Below are 9,325 nucleotides of genomic sequence, written 5' to 3'. Positions count from 1 at the left end.
GTGTAGTGGTGGTAGTGCATCGCGCACTTGACCACGCAGATGAACAACAGGTTCGGATCGGGCCGGCGGCGGAGCATGGTGGTCATCCGACGGCGATACATCCGGCGCAATTCCGGGTCGGGGACGTTCTTCATCAGCCGTAGGAACAGCCCGGTCGCCAGCACAGCATCCACCGATTGTGACTTCCATTTATGCCACGGATGTTTGCGCCAGTAGGCATTGCGGGTCCGAGCCCAATCGAATTTCCTTGTGAGGAATAGGTTTTCGAGTCGCTCGAAGTAAAACTCGGGCTCGTACAGATCGTGCATCAGTCCGATGTATCCGTCGCGCAACTCCTCGCGAGTCATGCCGAGCGGAATGACGTTGGTGCCGAACGGTTGTTCGTCGTCGAGATCGAGGCGGCCCTCGGTTTTCAGGCGAGCGTGCAGCGGCGTCTTCGGGATCGCCGAGAGCATGCCCACCATCGCGTGCATGATGTCGGTCTGACGCAGGAACTCGTGCTGGGCCTTGAAGATCCGGGTGTCGTCGTGGTCGAAGCCGACGATCATGCCGCACCAGACTTCGATGCCGGAGTCCTGCACTTTGCGCACGCGGTCGACGATCGACTCGGTTTTTTTGACGTTCTGGTACTTCTTCGTCTCTTTCAGCGATTCCTCGTTCGGGCTCTCGATGCCGATGAACACGGTCACGATATTGGCCGCGTCCATCAGCTGCATGAGCTCGTCGTCTTCGGCCAGGTTGAGCGACGCCTCGGTGAAGAACGTGAAGGGATATCCCTCGGCGGCTTGCCACGCGGCGAGGTCGAGCAGCAACTCCTTTACCGCGGCCTTGTTGCCGATCAGGTTGTCGTCGACGATGAAGGCGATTCTCAGGTGTTGCTTGCGCATCGCTTCCAACTCGGCGATCACTTGGGCACTCGTCTTCAGCCTCGGCCTGCGACCGAACGTGACGATGATGTCGCAGAACTCGCACTGGAACGGACAACCGCGGCTGAATTGGACACTGCCGAACAGATAGTCCTTGGCCTTCAACAAGTCGTAGCGCGGCACCGGTACCTGAGTCATGTCGGTCCGCTCGGTCTGCTCGTAGCGATACTGATGTCGGCCCGCGGCCCATTCTTCGAGGAACTGTGGCCAGGTCGTTTCCGCTTCGCCGATGAAGATCACATCGGTCAGGCCTTCGAAGTAATCTTCCTGCACGCTTACCCACGGACCGCCCACGACGGTGAAGACACCCCGGGTTTTCAGTTCGTGCAGAATCTCGCGCATTCGAGCGCGCTGGACGGTCATGCCGGTCAGCGCCACGATGTCGGCTCGCGCCAACCGGTCGTAGTCGATCCGCTCGACATTCTCATCCACGATGCTCACGGAATGGCCGGGCGGCGTCAACGCCGCAAGCAGTGGCAGGCAGGCGGTCGGGAGGTTGCACTTCTTGCCCAGCAGCGGAAGCGCATGCTCAAGGCCCCAGTACGACGCTTCGAAGCGAGGGTTGATCAACACGATGTCGGCCATTGGACTCCTTTCGGTGCCCCCCTAGACCGCGCGCTTTATTGCGCGTGAGTGCAAAACTACTCCAAATTTGGCGAGGTCGGGCCGGGGATCGTCTTGCACTGTTGGACAAGTTCGGCCAGCGCCGCATCGTGCTCGTCGCCCGCGGGGACGGGCAGGTTGAGCCCGGTGCACAGTCCCGAGTACCACTGCGTCAAGATCTCGGGGATTTCGGAGTAAGTACCTTGCGGCACAACACGGTTCATCACATCGTCGGTCAGGTGATTGGCCAGATCGCCCCATTCGCGGCGGTGTGCCATCTCGCTGAGCGCTTCGCCGAGCTCTGCCAAGCCGAACTCTTCTAATTGACGGCGGTAGGCAGGCGTGCTGTACAGGAAGGCCAATTCGGCACGACGGGGCTCGCGCTGTTCTTCGATCTTGTCGATGCTGGCGGCCATCATGGGTTGCGCATTGGCGACAACGGCCGGCATCCGGCTACGTCCGGCCGCTCGCACGCCCTCGGCAATCGCGGGAAGGATGCGCGCGGTGAGGATGTCCGGGTGGGAGTTGGTGGGATGACACACGAAGCCGTCCGACAACTCGCCGGCCAGGACACACATCTTCCGATTGACCCCGCCGGTCCAGATTTGCGGGATCGGATGGTCGATCGGGCCGGGGTTGAAGTACGGCTGCAGTCGGGTGAATCGGTAGTGCTTGCCGACGTGGTTGAGTGGCTCACCGGTTTGAAACGAGTGGAAGATCGCCCGCAGCGACGCGATGTAGTCGCCGAGGCGCGCCACCGGCTCCGACCACGTTGAGGAGAACCGGCCGACGATGTTGCCCCGCACCTGAGAAGCGATGCCCAACTGGAAGCGGCCATTGGAGTACTTGGCGAGATCCCAGGCCGCATACGCCACGATCATCGGGCTGCGGGGAAATGCCAGCACCATGCTGGTGCGAACGGTCAGATGCTTGGTATGCGTCAGAGCCATCGCCGCGATGGTGAACGGATCGTGGATGGTCTCGGCGATGTGGATCACGTCAAAGCCGATGCGCTCCATGCGCGCTGCCCAGTCGCCGATCTCGCGCAGACCCATCTGGGCCGGAGCAGAGGCGATGATTTCCATGAGTCCTGGCCTTCTGTGCTGAATCGCTTCCAGACTAGGCTGGCGATTGTGCATAGAGAACCAAAGCTTGCGCGTCGCTTGTTGGATCGGTTCGAGCCCGTACACGGGGTGACGTACTTCGCGCCAGAGGTGCGCGAGGCGTTGGACGGGTTGGGCTACAAGGGCTACTGGATGGGCTATTTCGCCGCGCGTTCGGCACCGCTGGGCAAGGTGCCACCCGAGGTGGTGACGGCGATCTTCTACAACTTCGCGCCCACCCGGGTCGCCAAGGCGCTGCCGGCGGCATGGCAGATCGCCGGCCCCGAAGAGGCATTGCGGGTCCGGCAGGACACCGCGGTGGCGGTGCTACGCCGCTACGGTCTCGACGCTGACGAAAATGTTTCTACCGCAGCCGAATTGCTCGGCAAGGCGGCAAAAAGTGCGTCGCTGTGCGGACGACCGCTGTTCGCCGCGAACAGCGCGCTGCCGTGGCCGGAGGATCCGCTGGCCGCGCTGTGGCATGCCGCGACGCTGCTACGCGAGCATCGCGGCGACACGCACACCGCGGTCCTGAGCGCGGCGGGTGTCACCGGCCGGGAATGCAATGTGCTGCACGCCGCCTCGGGTGCGATCCCGCGCGACTACATTGCCGGCACCCGCGATTACGACGACGAAGAGTGGGCTTCACGCGAGCAGAGCCTGGCCGCGCGCGGACTGCTGAACGACGACGGCTCGCTGACCGAGGCCGGGCAAAAGCTGAAGGAGCATGTCGAATCCACCACCGACGTCCTGGCGCTGTCGGTGTTCGACGCGCTCAGCGACGACGAGGTGGAGACGCTGTTCCAGGCGCTCACGCCGATCACCCGCGTGGTGGTCGCGGGTGGCGATGTCCCGGCGATGACCCCGATGGCGCTGCGTCGCAACGAATTAGACGACAGCAGCGCACATTTGAGCGCTTAGGCGCTGCGTCCGACGTAGGCCATGAACCGAGCAGTCGGCGTCGCATCCTCGGGCGCGGGTTGTGCAGGCCCGAATAGGCCGGGCCGGCGCAGTTCGTCTTCGGGCACGGTATCGATCACCTGCCGGCAAAACGCGAGCAGGTCATCGGGAACCTCGACCGGCTGGTGCTGAGACCGGTAGATGTCCCAGGCGTGAATGGTCAGGCCGACAATGGGAAAGCTGAGCGCGGTGTCTGGATCTGCCTTGGCGAGGGCGTCCTTCAACCGGCCGGCCAGTTGTTGCAGATCGTCGGTCGCCTCGGGCGTTCCACCCTCCGCGAGTGCCACCAGCTTGGCGGCGCTGCCGGTGGTGTGTGTCACCAGATCCCGGATGCTCCAGCCGTCGAGATTCGACGGCTGATCCCAGCTCTCTTCCGGGATCTGCTGCACCGCGCCGACGAGGAAGTCCATCGCTTCGATGGCGCTGGCGCCGATGTCGTTCATCGGGCCAGCGGCTTGTAGAAGACGATCCCGTTGCCCTTGTTGTCGTAGACCACGGCACGGCGTTCGTGGGCGTCGTCGTATGGTCCCTTCACGATGCCGCCACCGCTGTCCTCGACGGCCTTGGCCGCGGCGTCGACGTCCTCGGTCTTGATGCCGACCACGACCTGCCCGGGCATGGGATGGTCGACCGCGGTCGCCAGCGCGAGGGTGATCGGCCCGCCGTCGAGGGCGGCGAAGTGCGCGCCGTCTCGAAACTTCTGCGCCATGCCCAGGGTCTCGCTGTAAAAGCGGATCGACTCGTCCAGGTCATCGGTCGACAAGATGACCATCTTGACTTGCTGCTCGCTCATTGGTTCCTCCTGGGGCTGAGAGGCTTTCAGCCTAGGCCCAGCTGGTCAGCAGTTCGGCCAGTTTCTCGGGTTGATCGATCTGCACATAAGTGCGCGCATCATCGATCAGCTCCAGCTGTGCGCGCGGAAGTGTGTCTGCGAGTCGTTGTGCGTCGCGCACGCGGAACAGATGGTCGCGGGTTCCCCACACGATCAGCGCCGGCCGGTCGTAGGTGGCTAGTCGCTTCGCGGCGGCGAGAGTGTGCTTGGACGAGATTCCACGCAACACCGCTTTCAGGTCGGCGCGGATGCGCGGGTCGTGTAGTGCGGCAAACCAGCCCACGAGCAAGTCGTCGGGCAGCGGCTGCATGGTCACCGGAACCGCGGCCAGGCCGGCGCGGCGCAGGAATCGCCGTCGCAATACTTGGTCGACCACCGCGATCAGGCCCGGGAGGCGCCCGCCGAGGGCATAGATAGCCGGGAACGGGAACGGCGGAAAGTTTTCGAAGGTGTCGCAGTTGGTCAGCACCAGCCGGTCGACGAGTTCCGGATGGTTCGCGCAGAGGATCTGGCACAGCGCACCACCGGTGTCATTTCCGACGACGGTGACGTCCTCCAACCCCAGCCGCTCGATGAATTCGACGATCAACTGCGCCAGCCCGGGCGGAGACAGGTCCGCACCGTCCATCGGTGTCCGGTGCGCCCCAAGCGGCAGGTCCGGCAGGATGCAACGACGCCCGGCAAGCAGCGGGACCAGCTCGTCCCAAACGCTACTGTTGACGAAAAGCCCATGAATGAAAACAAGGCACGGCCCACTACCGTGGTCCCGGTAGTGCAGAACACCTTGGGAGAGAGTGATTTCCGGTATAACTCGACCCTCGCGAACCGTGTCTGTCGTTGAGCGCGCACTGCCATGGTAACGAAGTACCTCGCGGCGGCGTCGTGGCTCACCGCTGGTCTTACCTACCTCACCCTCGAAGCTGTTGCGGCAGCGGCTTTTCGGCCGCACTACAGCTATGCCCACAACTTCATCAGCGATCTCGGGAGACCCTCAGGCGATTCGCCGCTGGCGTGGCTGATGAACACCGCGTTCTGTGTGCAGGGGACGCTGTTTCTCGTCGGCGCCTTCCTTGCTGTTCGAGCCCTGAAGGCATGCAAGGCGGGCCTTTTTCTGACTCTCGCGGCCACAAATACTGTCGGCAATCTGCTGATCGCGGCCTTCCACAGCGGACCCTCCGCAACCGCGTGGGCGCATGCCGTCGGTGCGGTGTTGGCGATCGCGGGTGGGAACACGGCCGTCCTGGCGGGATCGTCGATCCTCGGCGGTTGGCATCGTCGGGTGTCGGTCGGGCTCGGGGTGTTCGGCCTGCTCAGCTTCGCGCTGTTCGTGATAGAGCTGAAGGCGTCGAGCTTTCTGCCGCTTGGGGTGTGGGAGCGATGCAGCGTCTATTCGATCACCGCGTGGCAACTGCTCACTGCCGCCTGGCTACTCAGCCGGCGGCCCACTTCTTAGCCTTGTCGAGCTCGGCGAGCTTGAAGACCTTGAGCTCGCCGGGAATCATCCACGCCAACGCATGGATGGTATGCGCGACCCACTCCTTGTCGGACACCACCGCAATGCGTTTGAACGCGGCATGGTGTGGCCAGACCGTACTGAAGCCCAGCTTCAGATCCTCGAATAGCCCGCCGGGCCCGAAGCCCTCGTAGTCGGGCGCGATCACCTCGACGATCCTGATTTCGTCGGTTTTCAGCATCTCTTCGATGGTCGGCTTGATCTCGCGCAGCTCGTCGCCACCGAGCCGCCCCGACACGCGAACGCCGGTCACTCCCTTGGGCATATCCGGCAGTAGTTCGATCATGGATCCTCCTTCGTCGGCACCCGCATCGCCTCGTTCGCGATCATGCCCCACGTCAGCGACGAGCACGTCGATCCGGGCAATCCCGCTTTTGGTTAAGGCTTTTCAGCGCTTCGATGTCCAGCGTGACACAAGTCTACGTAGCGGGAAGTAGGGCGAGTCCGGTGATGTCAGCCCACGAGCTGATGCGAGTTCGATGCTCACGTCTGGCGGAGCGGCCGATCCAGCGGCACCCGCTGTCCGCCTCGCCACTGAACGACGCGAATCTGATGGCCGGTTTGCACACCGGTGACCGGGTCGACATGGAACCGACCGAACAAGGTAGTGGTGTCGAGTCGTTGTGACGCGGCCCGCACCGGTAACGATTCAACAGTTCCGGCCTCCTGCACGCAGCGCTGCCAAAGGACACCCGCGGCGAAGGCCGCGGCAGCCGGATAGGGCGGCTCAGCACCATTCGCGTCCCGGTAACACTGGCTGAACCACTCGCTGCTGGGTCCGTCCGCGGGATCATCATTCACGTCGTCGAACCACTGGCACGGTCCGTAAAGCCCCTCAACGCGATCACCGATGGCGTGCCGGAGCTCATCAACTCCGGCCGCGACCAATCCAACTGCGCGCCAACGGCGTTCGCCGTCCCACTGCGCGATGGCGACGTCGTCGTCGAAGGAACCGGCCGACAACAGCACATCGCCCGCCGGGACCTGCGCCAGCACGTCTCTCGCCCGACCTGGCCGAAAAGTCACCAACCGCCGTAGCAGACCGAGTCGCCTGGCCGCCACCGCCGCCCCTTCGGCCACCTCGCGGCCGAACCCCGTGTCGGCGTGCACTATCACCACCTCCGACCCCTCCCCAAGACCGTCGCCGACAAGGGTCTCGAGCAGCGCGGCGTGATAGCGGTAAGCGGGAGACTCCACGTTGACGACACGCGGATACGCCGGCCGCGCCAGCCGGGCGGTGGCGCCACCGTGGTTCCAGACGACTCCTGTGCTGGCGGCCACCGCCGCCAGCGCCGGCCCCGAACCGTAGGGCCCGAACACCACGTCCGGCCGGCTACCCTCGGCGGCCCGTATCGCAGACGCCGCGGACGGGTACGCGTCGATGACCCGCAGACTTACTGCGGAATGCTCTGCCCACAGAGCGAGGGCGCTAGCCCCTGCTTTGCCGAATCTGGCCAGCGGCCCCGACAATGGGGTGGCCAGTACGGCGCGAGCTGCCACACGCACAACTTAAGCGGCGTCTGCGGCGAACGCTGTCCCGACCGGTCGTTACGGGCGCGATAGCGACGCGGTCTGGTAGCCGTCAGCCTGGACCTCGCCTTCGAGCGCATCGGCGTCGGCCTGTGCCGCCTGAGCCGCATCGGCGGCAGCGTGCGCTGCCAAGTCGTCGGGGGAGGCTTCGCGGGTGGCCGATGACTTGGGCAGCGCCTGGGTGAAGGCGCGGGACACGTCTTGCAGGGCGGAGGTGACCTCGCTTGGAATTACCCAGAACGTGTTTCCGGGGCCCTGGGCCAGCTGCGGCAGCATCTGGAGATACTGATAGGCAAGCACTTTGGGGTCGGGGTCGTTGCGGTGCACGGACTGAAATACCTCGTCGATGGCGCGGGCCTGGCCCTCGGCCTTGAGGATCGCTGCGGTCCGGTTGCCCTCGGCGCGCAGGACGGCGGCCTGCTTGTCACCCTCGGCGGTGAGGATCTGAGACTGGCGTTGGCCTTCGGCGCCCAGGATTGCCGCACGCTTGTCGCGCTCGGCCCGCATCTGCTTTTCCATCGCGTCCTTGATGGATTGCGGCGGGTCGATGGCCTTGATCTCCACCCGGTTGACCCGCAGCCCCCACTTGCCGGTGGCCTCGTCCAGCACGCCTCTGAGTTGGCTGTTGATGGTGTCGCGGGAGGTGAGTGTGCGCTCCAAGTCCATGGACCCGACGACATTGCGCAGTGTGGTGACGGTGAGCTGTTCGACGGCTTGCAGGAAGTTGGCGATCTCATAGGCGGCTGCGCGCGCGTCGGTCACCTGGAAATAGAGCACAGTATCGATCTCGACGACCAAGTTGTCCTCGGTGATGACCGGTTGCGGTCGGAACGAGACCACCTGTTCCCGCAGGTCAATCATGGGATAAACCCGGTCGAAGTAGGGGATGACGAAATTGAGGCCGGGCTGCAACGTGCGGTCGTAGCGGCCGAGCCGTTCGACGTTGCGGGCACGCGCCTGTGGCACGATGCGCACCGCCCGCAGCACGGTGAAAGCTACGAACAGCGCGATAACCAGTCCAGGGATAAGAGAGAGTGCAGTTGCAGTTTCCATGGGTTACTCCCGGGGGTACACGAGCGCGGTGGTGCCGCTGATCTCCAGCACATCGACGGTCGCACCGGCGGGTATCACCAGGGTTTGGTCGTAGGTGCGCGCCGTCCACTCCTCGCCGCGGAGACCGCCGATGCGAATCCTGCCGTCCAGCCGGGACACCTCTGACACGACATATGCGGGCTTACCGATTAATGCTTCTATGCCGAAACGCTGGAGATGGGGCCGGAGCATGTGCCGACGGACGATGGGGCGGATGAGCAGCACCCCGATGGTGGCGGTGACTGTGAATGCAAGAAGTTGGACATTAATGGGTAGTCCGAGTGCTGCGAAGCCCGAGGTGATCAGTGCAGCGACACCCAGCATCCCGACCGCTGCGGTGATAGTGAGCATCTCGACCACCAGCAGCACCACGGCGATGATCAACCAGATCAGCCATGTATCCATGCGGCGATCCTCCTTGAACATTCGACGGATGCGCGGGCGGGATAACTGTCACTTCCTCCATCGTGTGCGGTAGGTCACACCCTTACATTATGGCCCCCAAGCCACGCTGGCGCCGCACTGGATTTTCGGCAAAGTGCTAGTTGGGCACCGGCGCCGTTTCAGCGTCCGGTGAACGTCGGGGCTCGGCGCTGGGCCGCTGCTGCCACGCCCTCGCGGAAGTCGTCGGTTGCCTGTAGCCGGGTTTGTTCTTCGAGTTCGCGGGCGGTGGCCGCGGCGACCGCCTCGGCAAGTCCGGCACGCGCGGTGGCACGAATGCTCGTCAGCGCCAATGGAGCCGAGGCGGCGATTAGGTCGGCGAACC

11 protein-coding genes and 1 pseudogene are annotated in these 9,325 nt (G+C 64.1%); 2 read left to right on the top strand and 10 right to left on the bottom strand.

All coding sequences use genetic code 11. The annotated features are described in order from the left end of the window. Together WAO18_RS08875 and WAO18_RS08870 are read right to left on the bottom strand one after the other, a co-directional pair. The coding region (locus WAO18_RS08875) for a radical SAM protein (protein ID WP_422205635.1) at positions 1–1,511 on the bottom strand (1,511 nt) is incomplete at its 3' end. Positions 1,512–1,567: 56 nt separating this feature from the next. Next, a complete protein-coding gene (locus WAO18_RS08870; RefSeq protein WP_422205634.1) occupies positions 1,568–2,614 on the bottom strand; it encodes a TIGR03617 family F420-dependent LLM class oxidoreductase in 1,047 nt (348 codons plus the stop codon). A 48-nt stretch (positions 2,615–2,662) separates the two neighbouring features. On the opposite strand from WAO18_RS08870, the gene WAO18_RS08865 reads away from it, so the two are divergent. Continuing rightward, a complete protein-coding gene (locus WAO18_RS08865) occupies positions 2,663–3,553 on the top strand; it encodes an SCO6745 family protein (protein ID WP_422205632.1) in 891 nt (296 codons plus the stop codon). Here the strand turns inward: WAO18_RS08865 and WAO18_RS08860 are convergent. From WAO18_RS08860 to WAO18_RS08850, 3 genes are read right to left on the bottom strand one after another with little or no spacing between them, the layout of a single operon-like run. Beyond that, positions 3,550–4,035, bottom strand: a complete 486-nt coding sequence (locus WAO18_RS08860; protein ID WP_422205630.1) for a maleylpyruvate isomerase family mycothiol-dependent enzyme — start codon at positions 4,033–4,035, stop codon at positions 3,550–3,552. The two genes, WAO18_RS08865 and WAO18_RS08860, sit on opposite strands and share 4 nt — an antisense overlap. After that, positions 4,032–4,385 carry a VOC family protein gene (locus tag WAO18_RS08855; RefSeq protein WP_422205628.1) on the bottom strand — a complete coding sequence of 118 codons (354 nt, stop codon included), beginning with the start codon at positions 4,383–4,385 and terminating at the stop codon, positions 4,032–4,034. Before WAO18_RS08855 ends, WAO18_RS08860 begins: the two co-directional genes overlap by 4 nt. Before the next feature lie 31 nt (positions 4,386–4,416). Further along, a complete protein-coding gene (locus WAO18_RS08850) occupies positions 4,417–5,373 on the bottom strand; it encodes an alpha/beta fold hydrolase (RefSeq protein WP_422205626.1) in 957 nt (318 codons plus the stop codon). Between WAO18_RS08850 and WAO18_RS08845 the strand changes: the two genes are divergently transcribed. Continuing rightward, positions 5,278–5,877, top strand: coding sequence for a DUF998 domain-containing protein (locus tag WAO18_RS08845; protein ID WP_422205624.1), 600 nt, complete (start codon positions 5,278–5,280; stop codon positions 5,875–5,877). The two genes, WAO18_RS08850 and WAO18_RS08845, sit on opposite strands and share 96 nt — an antisense overlap. Here WAO18_RS08845 and WAO18_RS08840 read toward each other — a convergent pair. The 5 genes and pseudogenes from WAO18_RS08840 to WAO18_RS08820 all read right to left on the bottom strand — a co-directional run. After that, the gene (locus WAO18_RS08840) at positions 5,855–6,223 is read right to left on the bottom strand and encodes an STAS/SEC14 domain-containing protein (RefSeq protein WP_422205622.1); all 369 of its coding nucleotides are present in this window, start codon (positions 6,221–6,223) and stop codon (positions 5,855–5,857) included. The genes WAO18_RS08845 and WAO18_RS08840 overlap by 23 nt on opposite strands. Before the next feature lie 197 nt (positions 6,224–6,420). Then, entirely contained in the window at positions 6,421–7,437 is a 1,017-nt protein-coding gene (locus WAO18_RS08835; RefSeq protein WP_422205621.1) for an ABC transporter substrate-binding protein, read from the bottom strand. A 48-nt stretch (positions 7,438–7,485) separates the two neighbouring features. Continuing rightward, positions 7,486–8,520: an SPFH domain-containing protein gene (locus WAO18_RS08830; protein ID WP_422205619.1), complete on the bottom strand. Its 1,035-nt coding sequence runs from the start codon at positions 8,518–8,520 to the stop codon at positions 7,486–7,488. A gap of 3 nt (positions 8,521–8,523) precedes the next feature. After that, positions 8,524–8,964, bottom strand: a complete 441-nt coding sequence (locus WAO18_RS08825) for an NfeD family protein (protein ID WP_422205617.1) — start codon at positions 8,962–8,964, stop codon at positions 8,524–8,526. A 158-nt stretch (positions 8,965–9,122) separates the two neighbouring features. Then, positions 9,123–9,325: pseudogene (locus WAO18_RS08820) on the bottom strand (enoyl-CoA hydratase/isomerase family protein); the annotation flags it as partial.

This window comes from Mycobacterium sp., from assembly GCF_049278535.1.
Lineage (GTDB): Bacteria > Actinomycetota > Actinomycetes > Mycobacteriales > Mycobacteriaceae > Mycobacterium.
The sequence above is the reverse complement of the archived record's forward strand: the minus strand, read 5'-3'. Positions and strand labels throughout refer to the sequence as shown.

Excerpts from the sequence above, each read along its gene's own strand:
- WAO18_RS08845 (WP_422205624.1), top strand. The coding sequence starts at position 5,278 with ATGGTAACGAAGTACCTCGCGGCGGCGTCGTGGCTCACCGCTGGTCTT.
- WAO18_RS08870 (WP_422205634.1), bottom strand. The coding sequence starts at position 2,614 with ATGGAAATCATCGCCTCTGCTCCGGCCCAGATGGGTCTGCGCGAGATC.
- WAO18_RS08830 (WP_422205619.1), bottom strand. The coding sequence starts at position 8,520 with ATGGAAACTGCAACTGCACTCTCTCTTATCCCTGGACTGGTTATCGCG.
- WAO18_RS08855 (WP_422205628.1), bottom strand. The coding sequence starts at position 4,385 with ATGAGCGAGCAGCAAGTCAAGATGGTCATCTTGTCGACCGATGACCTG.
- WAO18_RS08825 (WP_422205617.1), bottom strand. The coding sequence starts at position 8,964 with ATGGATACATGGCTGATCTGGTTGATCATCGCCGTGGTGCTGCTGGTG.
- WAO18_RS08840 (WP_422205622.1), bottom strand. The coding sequence starts at position 6,223 with ATGATCGAACTACTGCCGGATATGCCCAAGGGAGTGACCGGCGTTCGC.
- WAO18_RS08860 (WP_422205630.1), bottom strand. The coding sequence starts at position 4,035 with ATGAACGACATCGGCGCCAGCGCCATCGAAGCGATGGACTTCCTCGTC.